Consider the following 23770-nt stretch of genomic DNA (forward strand, 5'->3'; position numbering starts at 1 on the left):
AGGCGGCGGGCGCCGGCACCGACACGGTCCGCACCGCGCTGGCGGGCTACACGCTCGGTGCCAATGTCGAGAACCTCACCTTCACCGGCACCGGCGCCTTCGCCGGCACCGGCAACACCCTGGCCAACCTCATCGTCGGCGGCAGCGGCAGCGACACGCTGAACGGCGGGGCCGGCGACGACACGCTCGATGGCGGCACCGGCAATGACACGCTGATCGGCGGCCTCGGCAACGACGTCTTCATCGTCGACAGCGCCGGCGACAGCGTGGTCGAGAACGCCTCCGAAGGGCTGGACGAGGTCCGCACCACGCTCGCCAGCTACACGCTCGGCGCCAATGTCGAGAACCTCACCGGCACGGCGACCACGGGGCAGATCCTGACCGGCAACACGCTCGCCAACGCCATCACCAGCGGCGCCGGGAACGACACGCTCGACGGCGGAACCGGCGCCGACACGCTGGCCGGCGGCGGTGGCAACGACATCTACATCGTCGATGCCGCCGGCGACGTCGTCACGGAGAATGCCGGCGAAGGCACCGACGAGGTTCGCACCGCCCTCGCCGCCTATACGCTGACGGCCAATGTCGAGAGACTGATCCGCACCGGCACTGCGGCCTTTGCCGGCACGGGCAACAGCCTCGACAACACCATCGTCGGCGGGGCCGGCAATGACACGCTCGACGGCGGCGCGGGCAACGACACCCTGGATGGCGGGGCCGGCAACGACACGCTGATCGGCGGGGCCGGCAACGATGTCTACATCGTCGATGCCGCCGGCGACGTCGTCACCGAAGCGGCCGGCGCCGGCACGGACGAGATCCGCACCGCGCTCGCCAGCTACACGCTCGGCGCCAATGTCGAGAACCTGACGGGCACGGCGGCCACGGGGCAGATCCTGACGGGCAACGCCTCGAGCAACGTCATCACCGGCACCGCAGGTGCCGACGTGCTCGATGGCGGCGCGGGTGCCGACACGCTGGCGGGCGGCGGTGGAAACGACGTCTATATCGTCGACGCCGTCGGCGACGTGGTGACGGAAACGGCCGGCGCCGGCACGGACGAGGTCCGCACCGCCCTGTCTGCCTACACTCTCGCGGCCAATGTGGAGAAGCTGACCGGGACGGCGACGACCGGCCAAACGCTGATCGGCAACGACCTTGCCAACACCATCACCGGCGGGGCCGCCAACGATACGCTGGACGGTGGCGCGGGTGCCGACACCTTGGCGGGCGGCGCCGGCGACGACGTCTATATCGTCGACTCCACCGGGGATGTCGTCACCGAGGCGGCGAGCTCCGGCACGGACGAGGTTCGCACCGGCCTCGCCAGCTACACGCTGGGAGCGAACCTCGAGAACCTGACGGGAACCGCAACGACCGGCCAGACCCTGACGGGCAACGGACTTGCCAACACGATCAAAGGCGGCGCCGGCAACGACACCATCAATGACGGCGCCGGCGACGACACGTTCGTGGGAGGGTTGGGAGACGATCGCTTCAACAGCGGCGCAGGAAGCGACACCTATATCTACGCCGCCGGCGACGGAAGCGACTACATCAACGACGAATCGGGCTCGACCGTGGATGTCGATGTCCTGCGCTTCGTCGACCTCAACGCCGCGGACCTCACATTCAGTCGTGTCGGCGTCAATCTCACCGCCACGGTCAAGGCCACAGGCCACGTCATCACAGTCGACGAGCAATTCTACTCGATGACGGGAAACTGGGGACTCGAGAAGATCGAGTTTGCCGACGGCAGCTCCTGGAACCTCGGGACGATCAACGCCAATGCCTGGCTGCGCGGAACCAGCGGCAACGACACGATCGCCGGTTCGGACTGGAACGATACGTTTTTCGGCGGACGGGGCGACGACAGGTTCAACAGCGGCGCTGGAAGCGATACGTATATCTATGCTTCCGGAGATGGGAATGACTATATCAACGACGATTCGGGATCGACCGCGAATGTCGATGTCCTGCGTTTCGTCGATCTCAATGCCGCGGATGTCGTGTTTGGTCGCACCGGCGTCAATCTGACGGTAACGGTCAAGGCCACAGGCCACGTCATCACGGTCGATGAACAGTTCTACTCGACGACGGCAAACTGGGGGATCGAGAAGGTGGAGTTTGCCGACGGCAGCTCCTGGGACCTCGGCACCATCAATGCCAATGCCTGGTTCCGCGGCACGGACGGCAACGACACGATATCGGGATCACCCGGAGACGATATCTTCGTCGGCGGGCTGGGCGACGACATCATCAACAGCGCAGGCGGGTCCGACACATTCGTCTATGCATCGGGTGACGGCAGCGATTTCATCAACGAAGAATCCGGATCGACCACGGAGATCGACACGCTGAAGCTGACCGATCTCAACGCCGACGACATCATGCTGTGGCGCTCGGGCATCGACCTCAAGATCACCATCAAGGCCACGGGGCACGTCATCGAGGACGACGAGCACTATTGGTCGGCCGGCACGAACTACGGCATCGATCGCATCCAGTTCGCCGACGGCACGACATGGGACCGCGCCCAGATGGATGCCCATCTCTGGCTCATGGGAACTCCCGGCAATGATACGATCGTCGGAACCTCCGGCGACGACAGGATCTCGGCCGGTGCCGGAGACGATACGCTCGACGCAGGGCGCGGCGGGGCGGACATCCTGGACGGCGGCGCCGGAACCGACACTGCCAGCTTCCAGTCCAGCACCGTGGGCGTGCATATCGACCTGGCAGAGGGGAGCGCATCGATCGAAGCGATCTCAGGCCGTTATGTGCGGGTTTACCAGACCACGGCCAACTTCCTGAGCCTGGCGGAAGTACAGATCCTGTCCAACGGAACGAATATTGCCCTTCAGGGTACGGCATCGCAGATATCGACGGGATATGGTGGAACCGCAGATCGGGCGATCGACGGCAACACCGACGGCAATTTCAACAACGGCTCCATCACCCATACCGGGACGAGCGATCCCTATGTCTGGTGGCAGGTCGATCTCGGCTCGTCCTTCGCCATCGATCGGATCAATCTGTTCAACCGGACCGACGGCTACGGCTATCGCCTCGCGGACTTCGACGTCGTCGTGTTCGATCAAGCGCCGGGCGCGGGCGACAGCTATGCGACGATCACAGGACAATCCGGCGCGCATCTCATTCGTGTCGCCGGCGCATTGGGCGACAACGATACGGTGTTCGACGGGGACGGCACCGACACCTTGATCGGCATCGAGAACCTCATCGGCTCCCTGCAGGCCGACACTCTGATCGGCAATGCCGGCGCCAATCAGATCGAAGGCAGGTCCGGCGACGATGTCATCGACGGTGGAGCCGGCAACGACGTCCTCGACGGAGGCGTCGGCGCCGACAGGCTCGTCGGCGGAACAGGCAACGACATCTTCATCGTCGACAGCACCGGCGACAGCGTGGTCGAGACCGCATCTCAGGGCCTGGACGAGGTCCGCACCACGCTCACGAGCTACACGCTCGGCGCCAATGTCGAGAACCTCGCGTTCATCGGCACCGGCAGCTTCACCGGCACGGGCAATGCCCTGGCCAACACCATCACGGGCGGCGACGGCAACGACGCACTCGACGGCGGCGACGGCAACGACATCCTGGACGGCCGCGGCGGCGACGACATGCTGACCGGCGGCCTCGGTGCCGATACCTACTACATCGACTCCATCGGCGACGTGATCGTCGAGGCCGCCGTCGGCGGCTCCGACACGGTGATCACCACGCTGACGAGCTATACGCTGGCGAGCGGCCTGGAGAACCTGACCTATGCCGGCACCGCTGCCTTCACCGGCACCGGCAACAGCGCCGCCAATGTCCTCAACGGCGGCGCGGGCAACGACACGCTGGACAGCAGCGGCGGCGCCGACACGCTGAACGGCGGGGCGGGCGACGACAGGCTCACCGGCGGCACCGGCAACGACCTGCTGACCGGCGGCGCCGGCAACGACAGCTTCGTGTTCAAGACCGGCTTCGGCAACGACACCATCACCGACTTCACTGCCGGGGCAGCGACGGACGACGCCATTCTGATCAGCAATGCCATCTTCGCCAATTTTGCGGCGGTCCTGGCGGCGGCAAGCCAGGTCGGCGCCGACACGGTGATCACCGTCGACGCCTCCAACATGATCACCTTGAAGAACGTGGCCAAGGCGGCTCTGAACCAGGACGATTTCCAGTTCATCGCCGCCTGAATCACGCCCTCACGGCTTCCGGTGGATCGGATCGACCCAGTACACCGCTTCCGGCTTCTCCACCGGATCGACGTCGGTGATGTTGACCACCACCGCCTCGTTGTCGGAGCGCACCAGCACGCATTCCAGCACCTCGTCGGGATTGGCGTTGATCTCCTGGTGCGGCACGTAGGGCGGCACGAAGATGAAGTCGCCGGGGCCGGCCTCGGCGACGAACTGCAGCCGCTCGCCCCAGCGCATGCGCGCCCGGCCGCGCACCACGTAGATCACGCTCTCCAGCGCGCCGTGATGGTGCACGCCGGTCTTGGCGTTGGGCTCGATCGCCACGGTACCGGCCCAGATCTTCTGGGCGCCGACGCGGGCATGGTTGATGGCGGCCTGGCGGAACATGCCGGGGGTCTGCGCCGTGTTGGGGTCGAGCTGGTCGCCCCGGATCACCCGGACGCCGTCGTGCTTCCAGCGCTCGTCCGGCCCGGCGTCGTGGGCATGGCCGTGGTCACGACCATGGGAATGGTCATGGTCACGACCATGAGAATGGTCATGGGGACGACCATGGGAATGGTCGTCGGGATGGTCGTGCTCGCCGTTCATCGCCTGCTCCTCACGCCGGCCGGTGGCTCTGCTCGAGCCGGGTGATGGCCTCGACATTGGCGACCGAGGGGCCCTTGGGATCGAAGGCGGCGGCGAGCCAGGTGTCGACGATCGCCTTGGCGAGCTCGGGCCCGATCACCCGCGCGCCCATGGTGATGATGTGGGCGTCGTTCGACTTGGCGGCCCGCTCGGCCGAATAGGTGTCGTGGGTCTGCGCCGCGCGGATGCCGGGCACCTTGTTGGCCGAGATCGCGACGCCGATGCCGGTGCCGCAGAACAGGATGCCGCGGTCGAACTCACCGGCGGCGATCGCTCCGGCCGCATGCCCGGCGGTGTCGGCATAGAAGCCGTCCCGGCTGAGATCCTTGACCTCCAAATCCGGCCGGCCCTTCAGATGGGCGGCGATCACGTCCAGCAGCGGCTTGCCGGCGCTGTCGGCTCCCAGAACGATCCGCATGCGGTGCCCTCCTCTCCTCGCTTCGCTCCCCTTTTCACATAAGCCCGGCCAGCGCCGAACGCCATGGGCGGGATGCCGCGCCGGGGAGCTTGTCGGGGGGCTTGGCACCTCCGCGCGAGCCGTCTAGGCTGGCCGACGTGATCACAAAAAGGGCAGGTGGTGCATGAGCGACGGCTTGGTCGAGGCCTCGGCGACCGAGGTGCACCGCCTTCTCCTCGCCCGGGAGATCACGCCGGGCGATTGCCTCGACGCCCTCGCCGCCCGCATCGCCGTCGCCGAGCCCGCGGTCAACGCCCTGCCGACGCTGTGCTTCGAGCGCGCCCGCGAGCACGCCGCGCGGCTGGACGCCCTGGCGCCGGAAGCGCGCGGCCTGCTCGCTGGCCTGCCGGTGGCGATCAAGGACCTGACCGAGGTCGAAGGCGTGCGCACCACCTTCGGCTCGCGCGTCCACGAGCATCACGTGCCGGAGGGCTCCGACCTCCTGGTCGAGACGCTGGAGGCGCGCGGCGGCATCGTCTACGCCAAGTCCAACACGCCCGAGTTCGGCGCCGGCGGCATCACCTTCAACGACGTGTTCGGCGAGACCGTCAATCCGCGCGCCCCCGGCCGCACGGCCGGCGGGTCCTCCGGCGGCGCCGCCGCGGCGCTCGCCTGCGGCAGCGCCTGGCTGGCGCAGGGCTCCGATCTCGCCGGGTCGCTGCGCACGCCGGCGAGCTTCTGCGGTGTCGCCAGCCTGCGCCCGTCGCCCGGCCTCATCCGCTCCGGCCCGAGCGCCCTGCCCTTCGAGCCGCTGGCGCAGGAAGGGCCGATGGCCCGCGATGTCGCCGACCTCGCCCTGTTCGCCGACGCCATGACCGATGGCGGCCGGCGCTTCCGCGACGCTGCAGCCCGCCCGAGGGCGCCGACGCGGCTCGCCTTTTCGGCCGATCTCGGCATCACCCGCTGCGATCCCGAGGTGGCCGGCCTGGTGCGCCGCCTGGCCGACATCGCGTCCTCGGCCGGCGCCGCGGTCGTCGAGGCGGCGCCCGATCTCGCCGGCGTGCACGAGGCCTTCGACACGCTGCGCGCCGTGGGCTACGCCGTCGGCCTCGGCGCCAGCCTGACGCCCGCGCAGCGCGGCCTCGTCAAGCCGGAGGTCGCCTGGAACATCGCCCGCGGCCAGGCCTTGACCGGCGAGGAGATCGTCGCGGCGCTGCGCCGCCAGGGCGAGATCCACAACCGCGCCGCGGCCTTCATGGCCGGTGTCGACGTGCTGGTCTGCCCGGCCGCCGCCGTGCCGCCGCCGCCCGCCGGCATCCGCTACCCCGGACACGCGGACGGCGTGCCGATCCCTGACTACTACCGCTGGCTGGCGATTGCCTATGGAATCACCATGACGGCCTTGCCTGTGATCACAATTCCTGTTGGCATGACGGCGGCAGGCCTGCCCGTCGGCGCCCAGCTCGTCGGCCGCCCCTGGGGGGAGGCGGCGCTGTTCGAGATGGCACGATTCTTTCAAGAGGCGCTCGGCTGGAACGCCCGGCCCGTGATGCCGAAGGTGGCCGCGTAACGGAGGGACACGCATCTTGGTCAAGGCCGAAGACGCCAGGGGGCTCGACATCGTGGGGGTGAGCAAGGTGTTCGCCCAGCCCGGCAAGCCCGACTTCAAGGCGCTCGACGACGTCTCCCTCACCATCCGGTCCAACGAGTTCTTCACCCTGCTGGGACCTTCGGGCTGCGGCAAGACCACGCTCCTCAGGATGATCGCCGGCTTCGAGCATCCGACGCTCGGCGAGATCCGCCTCGACGGGCAGAGCATCGGCGCGCTGCCGCCCTTCGCGCGGCCGGTCAACACCGTGTTCCAGAGCTATGCCCTGTTCCCGCATCTGACGGTGGCCGGCAACATCGCCTTCGGCCTGGAGATGCTGAAGCGCCCGTCCGCCGAGATCGCCGAGACGGTGACGCGCATGCTGCGCCTGGTGCGCATGGAGGAGATGCGCGAGCGCAAGATCGGCCAGATCTCCGGCGGCCAGCAGCAGCGCGTGGCCCTCGCCCGGGCGCTGGCGCCGCGCCCCAAGATCCTGCTGCTCGACGAGCCGCTCTCGGCCCTCGACCTCAAGCTGCGCAAGGAGATGCAGATCGAGTTGAAGCGCCTGCAGGCCGAGACCGGCATCACCTTCATCTTCGTCACCCACGACCAGGAGGAGGCGCTGACCATGTCCGACCGGATCGCCGTCATGAGCGAGGGCCGGGTGCTGCAGGTCGGGTCGCCGCGTGAGATCTACGAGCATCCGACCAGCCGCTTCGTCGCCAGCTTCATCGGCGAGACCAATTTCCTGGAAGGCACTGTCGAGTCGGCCGGCCCCGGCGCCGCCACCGTGCGCCTGCCCGGCGGCGCCACGCTCAGCGCCGGCCTGCCCGAGGGCGCGGCCGCCAGCGGCGCGGCGACCATCGTGGTGCGGCCCGAGCACGCCGCGCTGGTGCCGGCGCCGCAGGGCACGCTCACCGGCCGGATCGAATCCTCGATCTATTTCGGCACCGACACCCATCACCACGTCAAGCTCGCCGACGGCACCCCCTTCATCGTCCGCAGCCAGAGCCGCCGCGGCGCCGAGGCCGAGTTCCCCCCCGGCACCGAGGTCGGCATCGCCATCCCCGACCGGGCGGCGCAGGTGCTGAGGGGGTGACGGGGATGGGGAGAAAGACGGCACCGCCAACGATCTTTGCTTCGGGCGCGACGCCAGCCGCTCCCCTCCCCCTTGCGGGGAGGGGTACGGGGTGGGGATCCATCAGGACGAGGCGCGGCATCTGTCGAAGAGCGCGCTTGGCGAGCCCATCCGCTTCATCCTGTACGACCCCCACCCCGTACCCCTCCCCGCAAGGGGGAGGGGAAAAGCTGGCGTCGCGGTGTCTTGTCGCGAGCCCCGCGCCATGACCGCCCTCGCCTCGTCCGAGACCGCCGTCGCGGCCGCCCGCGAGCACAGCGCCGAGCAGGAGGCCCGCCGGCGCGACGTCGTCAGGCGCTGGCTGCTCAGCGCCCCCGCCCTCCTCATCATCTTCCTCGGCGCCGTCGGGCCGCTCGTCATCGTCGTGGTCTATTCCTTCCTGGCGCCCGGCGACTATGGCGGCGTCTCCTGGAAGTTCTCGACCGACGCCTGGTTCAACGTCCTGTTCGAGCGCGACATCTTCGACGACAGCATCGGCTTCGCCTCGGCCAACATCTCGATCTTCTGGCGCTCGGTGCTGCTGTCCTTCTACACCACGGTGCTGGCGCTGCTGGTCGGCTTTCCCACCGCCTTCTTCATCGCCACGCGGCCCGAGCGCCAGCGCGACCTCTGGGTCTTCGCCATCACCATTCCCTTCTGGACCAACCTCCTGATCCGCACGCTGGCGATCATGGAGCTGATCCGCAACGAGGGCCTGGTCAACCTCGTGCTCATCAAGCTCGGCCTGATCGACCGGCCGATCCAGATCCTGTTCACCGACAGCGCGGTGATGATGGGCATGCTCTATGTCTACCTGCCGCTGATGGTGCTGCCGATCTATGCCAGCCTGGAGCGCTTCGACTTCCGCCTGGTCGAAGCCGGCTACGACCTCTACGCCAACCGCTTCCAGGTGCTGCGCCGGGTGATCCTGCCGATCGTCAAGCCCGGCATCGTCGCCGGCTCGATCCTGGTGTTCATCCCCTCGCTCGGCGCCTATGTCACGCCGCGCCTGCTGGGCGGCAACAAGAGCATGATGCTCGGCAACCTGATGGAGCTGCAGTTCGGCCAGGCCCGCAACTGGCCGCTCGGCGCGGCGCTGGCCCTGTTCCTCACCGCGCTGGTGACGGTGGCGCTCATCGTCTATGTCCGCGCCGTCGCCGCCTCGACCCGGAAGGCCGCCCATGGCTGAGCGCGCCTTCTCCGTCCGCCGCATGCCGGGCTTCTCGCCGATCGCCATCCTGTGCTTCGTGGCGCTCTATGCCCCGCTGCTGATCCTGGTGGTCTATTCCTTCAACGCCGGCGGCAGCGTCGGCGCCTGGCAGGGCTTCTCCATGCAGTGGTACGTCACCGCCTGGCAGAATCAGGCCGTGCAGGAGGTGACCTGGCGCTCGATCGAGATCGCGGTGATCGCCATGGTGGTCTCGACCATCGTCGCCACCATGGCGGCGCTCGCCACCACCCGCACCGCGCCCTTCCGCGGCATGGGCCTGATCGACGTGATGATCAACCAGCCCCTGATGGTGCCGGAGATCGTCACCGCCGTGGCGCTGCTGATCTTCTTCGCCCTGATCAAGCTCGCCACCGGCTATTACGGCCTGGGCTATCTCTGCCTCGCCCATGCCGCCTTCTGCATTCCTTTCGCCTATATGCCGATCCGGGCCCGGCTGGAGAGCATGGACCTGTCGCTGGAGACCGCGGCGGCCGACCTCTACGCCACGCCCTGGATGGCCTTCCGGCGGGTGACGCTGCCCCAGCTCTGGCCCGGCATCCTCGCCGGCGCCATGCTCGCCTTCGTCACCTCGCTCGACGACGTCATCATCACCGAGTTCATCAAGTCCGGCGGCCAGGACACGTTGCCCACCTACATGCTCGGCCAGATGCGCCGCGCCGTCTCGCCCGAGCTCTACGCCATCGCCACGATCTTCTTTCTCGTCTCCGTGCTGATCGTGACGCTGTTCTTCCTCGTCAGCCGCAAGCGAGACGGCTGACGGGGAGCATCATCCAAGGGAGAAGAAAATGCGCCTATTCCTCAAGACGGCGGCGGCCGCATTGGCGATCGCGGCCTCGGCCGGCATCGCCCGCGCCGACGGCGAATTGAACATCTACAACTGGGGTAACTATACCAGCCCCGAGATGATCAAGAAGTTCGAGGACACCTACAAGGTCAAGGTGACCGTCACCGACTATGACAGCAACGACACGGCGCTCGCCAAGATCAAGGCCGGCGCGCACGGCTTCGACATCGTCGTGCCCTCCTCCAACTACGTGCCGATCTTCCTCAAGGAAGGGCTGCTGCTGGAGAGCCGCCCCGACCAGATGGAGAACTTCAAGAATGTCGACCCGCGCTGGGTGAACGTCGACTTCGATCCCGGCCGCCACTACACCGTGCCGTGGCAGTGGGGCACCACCGGCATCTCCATCAACACCGAGCTCTACAAGGGCGACATCAACACCTGGGCCATCATCTTCGACACGCCGGACGAGCTGAAGGGCAAGATCAACGTCGTGCCCGAGATGAGCGACGTCATCGCCGCGGCGCTCTGGTACAAGGGCTTCCCGGCCTCCTGCAATTCCGACAAGGCCCAGCTCAAGGTGGTGAGCGACACGCTGGTCGCGGCCAAGAAGAACTGGCTCTCGATGGAGTATGGCACCATCGAGAAATATGCCAAGGGCGACATCGGCGCGAGCATCGACTGGAACGGCGCCGCCTTCCGCGCCCGCCTCGCCAATCCGAAGATCGCCTACGGCTATCCCAAGGAAGGCCAGGCGGTGTGGATGGACAATGCGGCGATCATCAAGGACGCGCGCAATGTCGACAACGCCAAGCTGTTCCTGAACTTCATCATGGCGCCGGAGAACGCCGCCATGCTCTCGGCCTTCGCCCGCTACGCCAACGGCATCAAGGGCTCGGAGGCCTTCATGCCCGAGGACATGAAGAACGCGCCCGAGATCAACATGCCGGCCACCGCCAAGGTCGAGTTCCTCAAGACCTGCCCGCCCGAGGTGACCGAGCTCTACTCGAAGATCTGGACCAACCTAACGAAGTAGGGCCGAGCAGGGGTTGCAACGCCGTTACGGCCCCTACGAGACAGCCGCCGCTGGCGTTCGCGTGGATGGCCGGGTCAAGCCCGGCCATGACGCCACGGTAGCGGCAAGACCTGCAACGGCGGCACCATCCTCAACCGTCATGGGCGGACTTGATCCGCCCATCCACGCGAACACCACCAGTGCAGGACCGGGCCGCCCGCCGCACCCGAAACACAATGGCCGCAACGCGACAAGCCCCCTCCCGGGAGAAGATCCGAAACCGTCCCGGCCAACACGTGACCCCACCGATGCCCAGCACCACCCGCCACACCCTCCCCGGCCTCGAGCAGCCCGCCAGCATCGTCGTCGACCGCTGGGGCGTGCCGCATATCCGCGCCCGCAGCCGGCGCGACGCCTTCTTCGTCCAGGGCTTCAACGCCGCCCGCGACCGGCTCTGGCAGATCGACCTCTGGCGCAAGCGCGGCCTCGGCCTGCTCGCCGCCGATTTCGGGCCGGGCTACCTCGCCCAGGACCGGGCCTGCCGCCTCTTCCTCTATCGCGGCGACATGGCGGCGGAATGGGCGGCCTATGGCGTGCCGGACGCGCAGGCGATCACCGAGGCCTTCGTCGCCGGCATCAACGCCTATGTCGGCCTGACCGAGGCCGACCCATCGCTGCTGCCGCCGGAATTCGGCGCGCTCGGCACCCGGCCGGCCCGCTGGCGGGCCGAGGACGTGGTGCGCATCCGCAGCCATGCCCTCAGCGACAACGCCCCGTCCGAGCTCGCCCGCGCCCGGGTGATGGCGCTCGCCGACGCCGACACCGACGAACTGCGCCAGGCCGTCGAGCCGAAGACAGCCCCCGTGATCCCCGACGGCCTCGACCTCGCCGCGCTGGCGCCGGAGGCGCTCGACCTGCTGGCGCTGGCCAAGGCCCCGGCCGGCTTTCCCCCGGAACGCCTCGCCGCGACGCTGGACGAGGCCGGGCGCTGGGCCAAGGTGGTCGACGGCCGGGTGGCGCGCGCCGAGGGTTCGAACAATTGGGTCCTCGCCCCGGCCAGGACGGCGACCGGCCGGCCGATCCTGGCGAGCGACCCGCACCGGGCCTATTCCCTGCCCTCGCTGCGCTATGTCGCCCATCTCCAGGCGCCCGGGCTCGACGTCATCGGCGCCGGGGAGCCGGCCCTGCCCGGCATCTCGATCGGCCATAACGGCACGGCGGCCTTCGGCCTCACCATCTTCCCGACCGATCAGGAAGACGTCTACGTCTACGACACCGACCCCGACGATCCGCACCGCTACCGCCATGGCGCCGACTGGGAGGCGATGCGGGTGATCCGCGAGGCGGTCGCGGTGAAGGGCGCGCCGGAGCAGCAGGCCGAGCTCAAGTTCACCCGCCACGGGCCCGTGGTGTTCGAGGACCGGGCCCGCCGCAAGGCCTATGCCGTGCGCACGGTCTGGCTCGAGCCGGGCAGCGCCGCCTATTTCGCCAGCCTCGCCTATCAGGCCGCATCGAGCCTCGGCGAATTCGAGGCGGCGCTGGCGCATTGGTCGGTGCCGCCGGTCAACCAGGTCTATGCCGACACCTCGGGCGCCATCGGCTGGATCGCCGCGGCCAAGGCGCCGCGCCGGCCGAACTGGAACGGCCTGCTGCCGGTGCCGGGCGACGGGCGCTTCGAATGGGACGGCTTCCTGCCGGCCGGCGCCCTGCCGCGCGCGCTGAACCCGGCCGCGGGCTTCGTCTTCAGCGCCAACCAGATGAACCTGCCGCCGGACTTCCCGCAGGAGCAGACCCGCCTCGGCCATGAATGGCTGGAGCCCTCGCGCGCCGACCGCATCGCCGCGGTGCTGGCTCCCGCGTCCGGCCAGACCCTGGCCGACGCCATGGCCCTGCAGACCGATACGCTGTCGCTGCCGGCGGCGCGGGTCTGCGCGCTCCTGCCGGCGGAGCTGCCCGGGCCGGCCGCCGCGCTGCTCGCCGGCTGGGACCGCCGCCTCGACGCCGCCAGCCCCGCCGCGCTGCTGTTCGAGGTCTGGTGGCACAAGCACCTCGGCCCCGCCGTGCTCGACCGCGCGGCCGCCGATCCGGCGGTGCGGGCCCTGCTGGGGGACGGCGACGTCGCCTCGATCCTCGACCGCCTGGAGCGCCCCGATCCCGGCCGCGACGTGCTGCTCGCCGCGACGCTGGAGGCGGCCTTCGCCGAATGCGTCGGCCTGATGGGCGCGGACGCGGCGAGCTGGGCCTGGGGCCGCCTGCATCACGGCTTCTTCGAGCACGCGCTCGACCGGCGCTCCGACGTCGGCCCGCTGCCGGTCGGCGGCTCCGGCTCGACTGTCATGAACACCCATTACCGCCTGCCCGACTTCCGCGCCGTCACCGGCGCCTCCTTCCGCATGGTGGTCGACGTCGGCGCCTGGGACGAGAGCCGCTTCATCAACGCGCCGGGCCAGTCCGGCGACCCGCGCTCGCCGCACTATGCCGACCTGGCGCCGACCTGGGCGGCGGGCGAATACCTGCCCCTGGCGTACTCCAGGGAGGCGGTGGATGCGGCGGCGGAGAGCATCATCGAGCTGGAGCCGGCGACCGCAACGCAAGAACCCCTCTCCCGGCCGGGAGAGGGGCAGGGGTGAGGGGTTCCCCGTGCCTCATCCCCCGAACGTCATCACCCCGTCGCAGATCGTCGCGACCGGCCGCACCGTGTGCAGCGCCTCGGCCTCGGTCGCTTCCAGGTCGCCGCCGAGCACCACCACATCGGCGAGCAGGCCGGGCAGCAGGCGGCCCTTGCGCGTCTCCATGAACTCGACATGGGCGCTCTCGGCGGTGTAGCTGGCGAGCGCCTGCATCAGGGTCTGGCGGTGGTCGGGCAGGCCGGGCTTCCAGGGCTGGCGCACCATGGCGGCCTGGATCGAACCGATCGGGTCGAGCGGCGAGACCGGCCAGTCCGTGGCGAACACCATCCGCGCGCCGGCGGCGCGCAGCGTGTTCCAGGCATAGGCATGGGGCCAGCGCGCCTCGCCGATGCGCGACACCGTCGGCTCCAGCGGCAGGCCCATCGAGCCCGGCGGATGCGGCGGCTGCATCGAGGCGACGACGCCGAGCTCGGCGAAGCGGGGGATGTCGTCGGGGTGGATCACCTCGATATGCTCGATGCGGTGGCGGCTGTCGCGGGGGCCGTTGGCGCGCCGCGCCGCCGCGTAGCCGTCGAGCACCATGCGCACGGCGCCGTCGCCGATGGCGTGCACCGCGATCTGCAGGCCGCGCCGGTCGGCCTCGGTGGCGATGGCGTCGAAGCGCTCGGCCGGGAACAGCGGCTCGCCGCGCCAGCCCGGCCGGTCGGCATAGTCCTCCACCATCACGGCGGTCCAGCCGTCGAGCACGCCGTCGATGAACAGCTTGACGAAGCCGGAGCGGAGGCGCTCGGAGGCGTAGCGCTCGCGCATCGCCTCGGCCTTGTCGAGCGCGTCGAGGTCCATGAAGCTCTTGAAATGGAACGGTACCCGCGCCCGGCAGAGGAAATCGCCGGCCTGCGCCAGCTCGTCGATCAAGTCGAGCTGGTAGAAATTGCCGTCCATGTTCTGCAGGCTGGTGATGCCGAGGCTGGCGCAATAGGCGAGCCCGCGCCGGATGGTGGCGCGGTCGCGCGCCCGCTCGGCTGGGCTCGGCGCCGGATCGGGCTCGCCGCCGGTGGAGAGGCCGAGGCGCTCGCGCGCGCCCGAGGCGCCGCGCTCGATCACCGGCTGAAACGCCTCCATCTCCCGCAGCTCGCCGGCAGCGAGGCCGTCCTCGGCCATGACGATCTCGTTGCCCGGCCCGAGCCGGCGGCCCTGCAGCACGCCACCGAACTCGAGCGCCGCGGTGTTGGCCCAGGCGGTGTGGTGATCGGGCGCGAACATGATGAACGGCCGCTCCGCGATGATGCGGTCGAGGTCGTGCCGCGTCACCCGATGCGTGTCGGAGAGGATGGTGTAGTCGGCGGACTGGCCGATCAGCAGCGGCTCGTCCGGCCGCTCGGCCGCGAAGCGCCGGACCGCGGCGCTCAGCGCCTCGAACCCCTTGACGCCGAAGAGATGCAGTTGCTCCAGCTCGGCCGAGCCGGTGAAGAGATGCAGGTGGCCCTCGTTGAAGCCGGGCAGCACCGTGCCGCCCTGCGCATCGATCACCCGCGTCGCCGGGCCGCGCCAGGCGGCGATCTCGGCGGTCGAGCCGATGGCGAGGATGGTGTTGCCGGCGATGGCGAGCGCCTCGGCCCGCGGCCGGGCCGCGTCCATGGTGAGGACGCGGCCATGGGTGACGATGATGTCGGCGTGGCTCTGCATGGTCCCTTCCGGACAGTCGTGATCGGTCAGCGCCCGTCGGCGCCGGCGAGCGCTCCGTAGAGCTCCGGCCGCCGGTCACGGAACAGGCCCCAGGCGGCGCGCTCGGCCGCCAGGGCGTCGAGATCGAAGCTGGCTGTCATCACCGCTTCCTCGTCGCGGCCCGCCTCGGCGAGGATCTCGCCGTGCGGGCCGGCGATGAAGGAGGAGCCGTAGAAGGTGAGCTCGCCCGGGCCCACCCGCTCGACGCCGATGCGGTTGGCGGCCATAATCGGCATCAGGTTGGCGCCGGCATGGCCGCGCATCACCGTCTGCCAATGGTCCTTGGACTCATAGCCCGTCGCCGGCTCCGAGCCGATCGCGGTGGGATAGAGCAGCGCCTCCGCCCCCATCAACGCCATGGCGCGGGCCGCCTCGGGGAACCACTGATCCCAGCAGATGCCGACGCCGAGCCGGCCGAACCGCGTCGGCCAGACCTTGAAGCCGGAATCGCCGGGGCGGAAATAGAATTTCTCCTCATAGCCCGGCCCGTCCGGGATGTGGGACTTGCGATAGACCCCGAGGGCGCTGCCGTCGGCATCCACCATGACCAGGCTGTTGTAATAGGCCTGGTTGGCCCGCTCGAACAGGCTGACCGGCAGCACCACGCCGAGCTCGCGGGCGAGGTCCTGCATGGCGTTGAGGGTCGGATGCGCCGCGTCGAGCGGCCGCGCCCGGGCAAAATGCTCGGCCCGCTCCTCCTGGCAGAAATAGAGGCCCTCGAACAATTCCTGCACCAGCACGACGTCGGCGCCCTGCCCCGCCGCCTCGCGCACCAGCCGGGTGGCGGTGGCGAGATTCTCAGCCACGTCGTCGCTGCAGGCGAACTGCACCACCCCGAAGCTCACGCACGCCATCGCCTGCCCTCTCGAGTCCGCCGCAGTGTTGCCAGGGGCCGGCGGCAAAGTCGAGCCCGCGGGGCTTATCGGCGCGGGCCCAGGGCTCCGGCCTCGCGCGCTTGCGCCAGGTGGTGGATATGCGCCGCGCCGATGCCGCAGCAGCCGCCGACCAGGGTGGCGCCGGCCGCGGTCCAGTCGCAGGCGAAGCGGCAATAAGCTTTGCCCGTGAGGTCGGCGCGCGTGCCGTGCAGCGTCTCGTTGGCGGCGCCGTCGTCCTCGCCGCTCTCGAAGGCATTGGCGTAGACGCCGATCTCGACATCGGCGCCGGCCCGCTCGATCACGGCGCGGGCCGCGGCCACGGCCCTGGCCATCACCTCCGGCCGGCTGCAGTTGAACAGGAGCGCTTCGGCTCCGGAGCCAGCCACCCAGGTCGCCGCTGCCGCGACGGTCTCGCCGGAGCGCAGCGCCGGCTCGCCGGCCTCGGCCCCGGCGTCGTCGGCCAGGGTGAAGGAGATCCAGAACGGCTTGCCCGTGCCGGCGACGGCCGTGCGCACCGCCTCGCCTTCGGCGATCAGGCTCAGCGTCTCGCCGAGCCAGAGATCGACATGCGGCGCGAGGCCGGTGACGAGCACGCCGAGATAGTCCTGCACCCGCTTGGGGTCGAAGCGCTTGGGCTCGTAGGAGCCGAAGATCGGCGGCAGTGAGCCGGCCACCAGCACCGTGCGCCCAGCTTCGTCCGCCGCCTGGCGGGCGAGGCGCCCGGAGAGGTCGATCAGCGCCGGGCCCTCGCGGCGAAAGCGCTCTTCGCCGATGTGGAAGGGCACCAGGGCATAGCTGTTGGTGGTGATCACGTCCGCGCCGGCCGCGACGAAGTCCCGGTGCACCCGGCCGACGATCTCCGGTGTTTCCATCAGCGCCAGCGCCGACCATTCCGGCTGGCGCAGCTCCGCGCCGAGGCGGATCAGCTCGCGGCTCATGCCGCCGTCGAGGATGCGAATCGTCCTGGTCATGGCTCGGTTTCCGGCTCTCGATCGGAGCGCATTCAGCAGAAATTCGCGGCGGCGAACAGGCCCGGCCAGCGCAATTGCGCGCCCGCAAGGCTCATGCACCGATGCGCAGCCGCGGCACCGCCGCCACCAGGGCCCGGGTCGCCGGCGCCTGCGGGTCGGCCAGCACGGCGTCCGGCGTCCCCGCCTCGACGATGCGCCCCTCCTCCATCACGGCCATCCGGTCGGCGACGGCACGCACCAGGGCGAGGTCGTGGGCGATGAAGAGGTAGGCGGCGGCGGTCTCCGCCTGCCAGTCCTTCAGGAGGTCGAGCACGCCGGCGCGCACCGAGACGTCCAGCGCCGAGACCGGCTCGTCCAGCACCACCAGCGCCGGGCGCGTGGCGATCGCCCGGGCGATGGCGACGCGCTGGCGCTGGCCGCCGGAGAGCTCGGCCGGCCGGCGCGCGGCGAGCTCCGGCGGCAGGCCGACCTGCGCCAGCAGCCGCGCCACTGCCGCCGGGATGTCCGCCGGCGCGACGAGGCGGTGCAGCCGCAGCGGATCGGCGAGGATGCGCGCCACGCCGGCGCGCGGATTGAAGGCGGCGAGCGGGTCCTGAAACACCATCTGGAAGCGCGGCCTGACCACCCGCAGCCGCTCGCCGCCGAGGGCGGTGACGTCGACGCCGCCGATGCGGATCATGCCGGCATCCGGCTCGATCAGGCGCATGACGAGGCGCGCCAGCGTGGTCTTGCCCGAGCCGGAGGCGCCGACCAGCGCGAGGGTCTCGCCGCGCCGCACGGCAAGGTCGATGCCGGCGAGCCCGGCGGTGCCGGTCCGCGAGAACCGCCGCGCCAGGCCGGCGATCTCCAGGGCCGGCGGCTCAGCCATGCGGCGCCTCGGGCGCGGCTGCGGCGAGACGCGCCCGCCGGGGCGTGTCGAGGCCGATATGGGCGGCGAGCAGCGCCCGCGTATGGGGATGGGCGGGAGCGGCCAGCACCTCAGCCGTCCGCCCCTGCTCCACCAGCCGGCCGCGATGCAGCACGGCGATGCGGCCGGCGAGCTCGGAGGCGAGCGCGATGTCGTGGGTGACGAAGACCAGGGTCAGGCCGCGCTCGCGCACCAGAGCGTCGAGCAGGTCGGCGACGTGGCGCTGCACCACGCTGTCGAGGGCGCTGGTCGGCTCGTCGGCAATCAGGATGGCGGGATCTCCGGCGAGCGCCGCGGCCAGGGCGATGCGCTGGCGCTGGCCGCCGGAGAACTGGTGCGGGAAGCGCCCGAGCCGCTCGCGCCCGCCGGGGATGCGCACCTGGTCGAGCAGCTCGGCCGCCCGCGCCAGCGCTGCGGCGTGGCCGCCGCCGTGATGGGCCAGCACCACTTCGGCAATCTGCTCGCCCACCGTCATGACGGGATCGAGGCTGCCGTTCGGATCCTGGAACAGCATGCCGGTGTCGCGGCCCGGCCGCGGCGGCCGGCCGAGCGCCGGGAAGACGATGCGGCCCGCGACCCCAGCCTCACGCGGCAGCAGGCCGGCGACGGCGAGCGCCAGGGTCGACTTGCCCGAGCCGCTCTCGCCGATGATGGCGAGGCGCTCGCCGGCGTCGAGCACGAGATCGACACCCGACAGCACGGGTTCGCCCGCGCCATAGGCGACGGCGAGCCCGTGCACGACGAGGATCGGCTCAGCCATGGCCGGGGCCTCCGCGCGTCAGGCCCTGGCCGACGAGATGCACGGTGAGCACGGTGGCCACCAGCGCCAGGCCCGGCACGACCGACAGGAACGGCGCCGTCCTGAGCACGGCCCGCCCTTCGGCGATCATGCTGCCCCAGCTCACCCGATTGGGATCGCCGAAGCCGAGGAAGGACAGCGCCGCCTCGATCAGGATCGCCGCTGCCACCGTGATGGCCGCAAGCGAGCCCACCGGCCCGAAGGCGTTGGGCAGGATCTCGCGAAAGGCGATGGCGAAAGGCCCCATGCCCATGGTGCGCGCCGCGGCGACGAAGTCGCGCTCGCGCAGCGACAGCACCTCCGCCCGCACCACCCGGGCGGCCGGGGTCCAGCCGCCGAGGGCGATGGCGAGGATCAGCGTCGGCACGCTCGGCCCGGTGACGCTGACGGCGGCGAGAGCGAGCAGGAAGCCGGGGACGGTCTGGAACGCCTCGGTGATGCGCATCAGCACCGCATCGGCGAGGCCGCCCCGGAAGCCGGCCAGCACGCCGACGACGCTGCCCGCCCCGAGCGCGGCGGCCGCCGAGGCGACGGCGACCAGGAGCGTGGTGCGCGCGCCGTGCATCAGCCCGGCGAGGACGTCGCGCCCCAGCCGGTCGGTGCCGAGCGGATGCGCGGCGTCGGCGAACGGCCGCAGCAGCGGCTCGGCGACGATCGCCAGGGGATCGCCGGGCCGGATCGCCGGCGCGAGCAGGGCCATCAGCACGAGGCCGAGCAGCAGGCCGGCCCCGATCCGGGCCGTCGGGTCGAGACGGCGCCAGGCCGTCACCGCTGCGCGCTCCCCACCCGCGGGTCGAGCCGGGCATAGGCGAGGTCGACCAGCAGGTTGGCGGCGATCACCGCCACGGCGCCGCACAGGATGACGCCGAGCAGCAGCGGCATGTCGCGCTTGGCCACCGCCTCGGCCGCCAGGCGCCCGAAGCCCGGCACCGCGAAGACGCTCTCGACCACGACGCTGCCGCCGAGCATCGAGGCCGCCTGCAGGCCGAGCATGGTGACGACCGGCAGCAGGGCGTTGCGGGCGACGTGCCGCCAGACCACGCGCCGGCGCGGGATGCCGCGGGCCCGCAGCGCCAGGACGAAGGGCTCGTGCCAGAGCGCCGCCATGCGGTCGCGCATCAGCCGGAGATAGAGCGCGAGATAGACCAGCGAGAGGGTCGCCACCGGCAGGGCGAGGTGCAGGCCGATGTCGGCGAGGCGCGCCAGGCCGGTCTTGCCGGAGGCGATGGTCTCGATGCCGCCGACGGGGAGCCAGCGCAGGTCGACGGCGAAGACGACGATCAGCACCAGGCCGAGCCAGAAGCCCGGCACGGCATAGAGCGCCAGGGACGCGAGCGACAAGGCGCGGTCGCGCAGCGAGCCCGGCCGGGCGCCGGCGAGGACGCCGAGCAGCGAGCCGAGGCCGAAGGCGATCGTCGTGGCGAGCCCCATCAGGGTGAGCGTCACCGGCAGGCGCTCCAGCACGACGTCGCGCACCGGCCGCTCGAAGGCGCTGGACCAGCCGAGATCGCCCTCGGCCAGCGCCCCGGCATAGGCGGCCAAGCGCTGCACCGGCCCACGGTCGAGCCCCCAGGCGGCGCGCAGCTCGGCGATGCGCTGCGCATCCGCCCCGCCCGCCCCGGCGAGATAGGCGTCGACCGCGTCCCCCGGCGCCGCCTCCAGCAGCAGGAAGCTGCCGAGAAGGACGATGGCGAGCACCGGCACGGCGCCGGCGATCCGGCCGAGGACGACGGCGAGGACGCGCGGGATGGCCATGCCCGTCATCAGCAGAGGGAGACGGCAGGAAGCCTTCTCCGCTCGGCGGGGAAGGTGCCCTTGGGGAGCAAGGGCAGATGGGGTGCCCCCTCCGTCCGTGGCCAGGGAAAGACGAGCATGAGCCTGCAACCCGTCCCTATTGCTTCACCCAGGCATCGGCCCAGTTCGACACCGCCCAGCGCGGATTGTTCGACACGTTCCCGACGGTGTCGCGCGCCACGGTGATGAAGCTGAACTCGGCGACGTTGATCAGCGGCAGGTCCTGCGCCGCCTTCCGCTGCAGCGCCTTGTAGAGCTCGGCGCGCTTCGCATCGTCGATGGTCGAGGCGGCGTCCCGGATCAGGCCGTCGACCTCGGGGTCGGCATAGCCGTACTGGTTGGAGAAGGGCACGCCGGCGGGCAGGCCGCTCTGGAACAGGATGGTGGTCGAGATCGCCGGGTCCTGGCGGTAGACCGGCGTCGCCACGGCGATGTCGAAGGCGTGGTCGGTATAGACCGCCTTCAGATGCGCCGGCGTGTCGTTCGAGACGATCTGCGCATCGATGCCGACCTTGCCGTAGGCCTGGCGCAGATAGTCGCCGAACTGCTTGGTCTCGTTGAAGAACGGCGCAGGCAGGAGCTTCAGCCTGAAGCGGATGCCGTCGGCGCCGCGCTTGTAGCCGGCCTCGTCGAGCAGCGCCTCGGCCCGGGCGGGATCGAAGGGATAGCGCGCGACGTCGGGGGTGTAGAAGGTCTTGTCGTATTGCGGCACCGGGCCGGTGGCGGCCTTGGCATAGCCGAGGAAGATCGTCTTCACCACGAAGTCGCGGTCGATGGCGTGGGCCAGCGCCCGGCGCACCCGGACGTCTGCGAGTTCCTTGCGGCGATGGTTGATCTCGACCACCAGCTGGTAGGTCAGGCCCTCGTAGCCGTTGGTGTAGACCTTCAGGCCCGGCACCCGCGAGATGCGGTCGAGATCGGCCAGCGGCACGGCGGAGAAGGCGGCGAGCTCGATCTGCTCGGCCTCCAGGGCGCTGGCGGCCGAGGCGCGGTCGGGCAGCACCTGGAACACGATCTCGTCGAGCGACGGCGCAGTCCGGTCCCAATAGGCCTCGTTGCGCTTCAGCAGATAATATTCGCCCGGGCGGTGCTCGGCGAGCTTGAACGGACCGGTGCCGATCAGGGCCTGGTTGGCCGGGTTCTTGGTGATGTCCGAGCCGGCATAGACATGTCTAGGCAGCACCGAGGTCACGACCGGCAGGGCGTTGCGGATCAGCTGGAACGGCGTCGGCGCCGAGAAGCGCAACACCGCGGTGCGCGCGTCCGGCGTCTCGACGGCCTCCAGGTTCTTGAACACCACCCGGCCGAGGTTCTGCAGCGGCTTCCACACCTCCAGCGCCGAGAAGGCGACGTCGGCCGAGGTGAAGGGCTTGCCGTCGTGCCAGGTGACGCCCTCGCGCAGCCGGAAGGTGATGGAACGCCCGTCCGCGGCGCCCTCCCAGGCGGTGGCCAGGCGCGGGCTGAGCCCGTCCTTGCCGTCATAGGACTGTTCGGCCAGCGGCTCGACCACCTTGCTGGCGACGAAGAACACGCCGTTGGAGGCGACGATGGCCGGGTTGAGGTTGGACGGCTCGCTGTCGGCGGCGACGACGAGGCGCCCGCCCCGGACCGGCTGGCCGGCCCATCCAAGGCGCGGCAGCGCGAGCAGCGCGGCGGCGCCGGCGGAGCCCGCGACGAGGGAACGGCGGCTGATGAGGTGGGTCATGCGGTTGCTCCCTAAAGCGTCTCGCGATCTGGCGGACTCGCCAGGACCCGCAAAGACGCGTCGAAACAAAGAGTTAGAGCAAAGCGGCGTTTCCGCCCAAAGACGCCTTGCTCGAAGGGATATCGTCGGTAGGGGACGCCGGCCCGGCGATCACCGCGAGCGCCGCCGCCACGCCCGCCTCGGCCGCCGCCGGCAGGCCGAGCGAGCGCAGCGCCGCGCCGAGCGCCGCGATCGCGGTCACGGCGAAGACCGGCTGGGCGGCCGGCCCCATATGCCCGAGGCGCAGCACCTTGCCGGCGGTCTCGCGCCGGCCGAGCGAGACCAGCACGCCGAACCGGTCGCGCATGCGGTCGCGCAGCGCCTCGTCGGAGATACCGGCCGGCAGCTTGAACACCGTGGCCGTGGGCGCGGCGATCGCTTCGCTGCGCGGCCAGAGCTCGAGGCCGAGAGCCCGCACCCCGGCGCGGGCCGCCCTCGCCGTCAGCGCGTGGCGGGCCCAGACCGCCTCGGGCCCTTCGGCGGCGTAGCGCTCCAGCGCCGCGTCGAGCCCGTATATTTCGGGAATGGACGGCGTCACCGGGAAGGGCCGGTCGCGCCGCCAGGCGTGCCGCCAGTCGAGGAGGCTGAGGAAGGAGGCGCGGGGGGCGTCGGGATTGTCGGCGATGCGGGCCCAGGCCCGCTCGCTGACGCCGAGCAGCGTCAGGCCCGGCGTGCCGCCGAGGCACTTGGAGGGCGAGGCGCAGAAGATGTCGGCATCGACCTCCTCCGGATGCACGTCCATGCCGCCGAAGGAGGAGACCGCGTCGACGATCATATAGCCGCCGTGCCGCGCCACCACGGCGCCGATCTCGGCGAGCGGGTTGATCGTGCCGGACGGCGTGTCGAGGTGGCAGACGGAGACGACGGCGATGTCGGGCCGCCGGCGCAGGGCCTCGGCCACCGCGGCCGGATCGATCGCCGCGTCATAGGGCACGGCGAGCTCGATCACTTCCCGGCCGTGACGGGAGGCCCAGCCGCCGAAGCCCTTGCCGTAGACGCCGGAGACCAGGTTGAGCACCACGTCGTCGCGCCGGATCAGGCCGGCGGCCGCCGCCTCGATGCCGAGGATCGCCTCGCCCTGCAGGATGACGGGCGGGTTGGAGAGGCGCAGGGCCGCCCGGGCCTTCTCGACCACGCCCTCGTAGAAGCCCTGGAAGGCCGGGTCCGTGTCGTAGACCACGGGTCGCGCCATCGCCGCCAGCACCTCGGGATAGGCCGTCACCGGGCCGGTGGTCAGCATCAGGGGCGGAGGCAGGGGCATGGACGACCGGCAAGTTCGACGGGCCGATCCTAGTCGAGAGCATGCCCGCGGCAAGTCCATTATTTACATCGATGATCGCAAATAGTTCTAT

Annotated in this window: 18 protein-coding genes; 7 read left to right on the forward strand and 11 right to left on the reverse strand. The window is 70.5% G+C overall.

Going from position 1 to position 23770, the window contains the following annotated elements; all coding sequences use genetic code 11:
- Window positions 1-4214 (forward strand): beta strand repeat-containing protein (locus QO011_RS23675; protein ID WP_307277403.1); only part of this gene is annotated, 4214 nt, incomplete at its 5' end.
- A gap of 9 nt (window positions 4215-4223) precedes the next feature.
- Here the strand turns inward: QO011_RS23675 and QO011_RS23680 are convergent.
- Window positions 4224-4805: a cupin domain-containing protein gene (locus QO011_RS23680; RefSeq protein ID WP_307277406.1), complete on the reverse strand. Its 582-nt coding sequence runs from the start codon at window positions 4803-4805 to the stop codon at window positions 4224-4226.
- A gap of 10 nt (window positions 4806-4815) precedes the next feature.
- Window positions 4816-5262: a D-erythrulose-4-phosphate isomerase gene (derI, locus tag QO011_RS23685; protein WP_307277409.1), complete on the reverse strand. Its 447-nt coding sequence runs from the start codon at window positions 5260-5262 to the stop codon at window positions 4816-4818.
- A 163-nt stretch (window positions 5263-5425) separates the two neighbouring features.
- On the opposite strand from derI, the gene QO011_RS23690 reads away from it, so the two are divergent.
- From QO011_RS23690 to QO011_RS23715, 6 genes are all read left to right on the forward strand, one after another.
- Window positions 5426-6811 (forward strand): amidase, encoded by a 1386-nt coding sequence (locus QO011_RS23690; protein ID WP_307277411.1) that lies wholly within the window; start codon window positions 5426-5428, stop codon window positions 6809-6811.
- 16 nt (window positions 6812-6827) lie between these two features.
- A complete protein-coding gene (locus QO011_RS23695) occupies window positions 6828-7928 on the forward strand; it encodes an ABC transporter ATP-binding protein (RefSeq protein ID WP_307277413.1) in 1101 nt (366 codons plus the stop codon).
- 244 nt (window positions 7929-8172) lie between these two features.
- Entirely contained in the window at window positions 8173-9135 is a 963-nt protein-coding gene (locus QO011_RS23700) for an ABC transporter permease (protein WP_307277416.1), read from the forward strand.
- Window positions 9128-9934, forward strand: coding sequence for an ABC transporter permease (locus QO011_RS23705; RefSeq protein WP_307277418.1), 807 nt, complete (start codon window positions 9128-9130; stop codon window positions 9932-9934). Before QO011_RS23700 ends, QO011_RS23705 begins: the two co-directional genes overlap by 8 nt.
- Before the next feature lie 28 nt (window positions 9935-9962).
- The gene (locus QO011_RS23710) at window positions 9963-10994 is read left to right on the forward strand and encodes an ABC transporter substrate-binding protein (protein WP_307277420.1); all 1032 of its coding nucleotides are present in this window, start codon (window positions 9963-9965) and stop codon (window positions 10992-10994) included.
- Between the two features lie 287 nt (window positions 10995-11281).
- Window positions 11282-13603, forward strand: coding sequence for a penicillin acylase family protein (locus tag QO011_RS23715; RefSeq protein ID WP_307277424.1), 2322 nt, complete (start codon window positions 11282-11284; stop codon window positions 13601-13603).
- A 15-nt stretch (window positions 13604-13618) separates the two neighbouring features.
- Here QO011_RS23715 and QO011_RS23720 read toward each other — a convergent pair whose 3' ends face one another.
- The 9 genes from QO011_RS23720 to ppaT all read right to left on the reverse strand — a co-directional run bounded on the left by QO011_RS23720 (window position 13619) and on the right by ppaT (window position 23679).
- The gene (locus QO011_RS23720; RefSeq protein ID WP_307277425.1) at window positions 13619-15289 is read right to left on the reverse strand and encodes an amidohydrolase; all 1671 of its coding nucleotides are present in this window, start codon (window positions 15287-15289) and stop codon (window positions 13619-13621) included.
- A gap of 26 nt (window positions 15290-15315) precedes the next feature.
- Window positions 15316-16182: an N-carbamoylputrescine amidase gene (gene aguB / locus QO011_RS23725; RefSeq protein WP_307277427.1), complete on the reverse strand. Its 867-nt coding sequence runs from the start codon at window positions 16180-16182 to the stop codon at window positions 15316-15318.
- Window positions 16183-16247: 65 nt separating this feature from the next.
- Complete coding sequence (locus QO011_RS23730; RefSeq protein ID WP_307277429.1) at window positions 16248-17174, reverse strand: homocysteine S-methyltransferase family protein; 927 nt, start codon at window positions 17172-17174, stop codon at window positions 16248-16250.
- Between the two features lie 91 nt (window positions 17175-17265).
- Window positions 17266-18042 (reverse strand): ABC transporter ATP-binding protein, encoded by a 777-nt coding sequence (locus QO011_RS23735; RefSeq protein ID WP_307277430.1) that lies wholly within the window; start codon window positions 18040-18042, stop codon window positions 17266-17268.
- Window positions 18035-18841 (reverse strand): ABC transporter ATP-binding protein, encoded by an 807-nt coding sequence (locus tag QO011_RS23740; RefSeq protein WP_307277433.1) that lies wholly within the window; start codon window positions 18839-18841, stop codon window positions 18035-18037. Before QO011_RS23740 ends, QO011_RS23735 begins: the two co-directional genes overlap by 8 nt.
- Window positions 18834-19580: an ABC transporter permease gene (locus QO011_RS23745; protein ID WP_307278171.1), complete on the reverse strand. Its 747-nt coding sequence runs from the start codon at window positions 19578-19580 to the stop codon at window positions 18834-18836. The genes QO011_RS23740 and QO011_RS23745 overlap by 8 nt, the downstream gene beginning before the upstream one ends.
- A gap of 65 nt (window positions 19581-19645) precedes the next feature.
- On the reverse strand, window positions 19646-20635 hold the full coding sequence (locus tag QO011_RS23750) for an ABC transporter permease (RefSeq protein WP_370882004.1): 990 nt from the start codon (window positions 20633-20635) through the stop codon (window positions 19646-19648).
- Window positions 20636-20771: 136 nt separating this feature from the next.
- Window positions 20772-22379, reverse strand: coding sequence for an ABC transporter substrate-binding protein (locus QO011_RS23755; protein ID WP_307277436.1), 1608 nt, complete (start codon window positions 22377-22379; stop codon window positions 20772-20774).
- A gap of 73 nt (window positions 22380-22452) precedes the next feature.
- Complete coding sequence (ppaT, locus tag QO011_RS23760) at window positions 22453-23679, reverse strand: pyridoxamine--pyruvate transaminase (protein WP_307277437.1); 1227 nt, start codon at window positions 23677-23679, stop codon at window positions 22453-22455.
- Window positions 23680-23770: the final 91 nt, after the last annotated feature.

Origin of the sequence: Labrys wisconsinensis, from assembly GCF_030814995.1 — a bacterium.
Lineage (GTDB): Bacteria > Pseudomonadota > Alphaproteobacteria > Rhizobiales > Labraceae > Labrys > Labrys wisconsinensis.